General features: G+C 69.0%; 1 protein-coding gene. It reads right to left on the bottom strand.

All coding sequences use genetic code 11. The annotated features are described in order from the left end of the window. Positions 1-1,140 (bottom strand): heme lyase CcmF/NrfE family subunit (locus HC022_RS27130; protein ID WP_167454442.1); only part of this gene is annotated, 1,140 nt, incomplete at both ends.

The raw sequence follows: 1,140 nt of genomic DNA, 5'->3' as shown, positions 1-1,140 counted from the left end.
ATCCCCGCCATGCAGACGCCGAGCCCGGCATGGGCCACGGCCTTGCCCCAGTCGGCGCGCGGCAGGCGCAGCAGGCGGCGGTAGTCGCGGGTCTGGCCGATGCGGCTCAGGATGTCGGTGACCGAGCCCGCCACCAGCCAGGTTCCGAGCGCGAGGCCGATCGGCCCCATCAGGCTGCGCCCGGTCTGGATCGTCCAGAACAGCCCTGCCACCGCCAGCGCCAGCAGCATCGCCGGCACGAGCCGGCGGAAGATCATCCCGAGCTTGCCGCGCTTCCAGCTCAGCATCGAGCCTATGGGCAGCAGCAGGCCCAGCAGCACCATGAAGGGCGTGAAGGCCATGTTGAAGAACGGCGCCCCGACCGAGAGCTTGCGCTGGAACAGCATCTCCGCAACCAGCGGCCAGAGCGTGCCCACGAAGACCACGAAGCAGGCGACGGCGAGCAGGATGTTGTTGGCGACCAGCGCCGACTCGCGGCTGACGACGCCGAACACGCCCTTGGCCTGCATCACCCCGGCCCGCGCCGCGTAGAGCGTCAGCGAGCCGCCGGTGAAGATCACCAGGATGGCGAGGATGAAGACCCCGCGCTCGGGGTCGGTGGCGAAGGCATGGACCGAGGTCAGCACGCCCGAGCGCACGATGAAGGTGCCAATGAGCGAGAAGCTGAAGGCGAGGATGGCAAGCAGGATGGTCCAGCTCTTCAGCGCCTCGCGCTTCTCGACCACGATGGCCGAGTGCAGCAGCGCCGCCGCCAGCAGCCACGGCATGAACGAGGCGTTCTCGACCGGGTCCCAGAACCAGAAGCCGCCCCAGCCGAGCTCGTAGTAGGCCCACCACGATCCCAGCGCGATGCCGATGGTCAGGAACACCCAGCTCAGCAGCGTCCACGGCCGCACCCAGCGGCCCCAAGCTGCATCGACCCGGCCCTCGATCAGGGCGGCAGCGGCGAAGCTGAAGCAGATGCTGAGCCCGACGTAGCCGAGGTAGAGGAACGGCGGGTGGAACGCGAGCCCGGGGTCCTGCAGCAGCGGGTTCAGGTCCTGCCCGTCGAAGGGCGGCACCGCGAGGCGCAGGAAGGGGTTCGAGGTGAAGAGGATGAAGGCGTAGAAGGCCACGCCGACCATGGCCTGGATGCCCAGG

Source organism: Salipiger sp. HF18, from assembly GCF_011806505.1.
In the GTDB taxonomy this organism is placed as follows: domain Bacteria; phylum Pseudomonadota; class Alphaproteobacteria; order Rhodobacterales; family Rhodobacteraceae; genus Salipiger; species Salipiger thiooxidans.
This window is presented reverse-complemented; position numbering and strand designations above follow the sequence as displayed.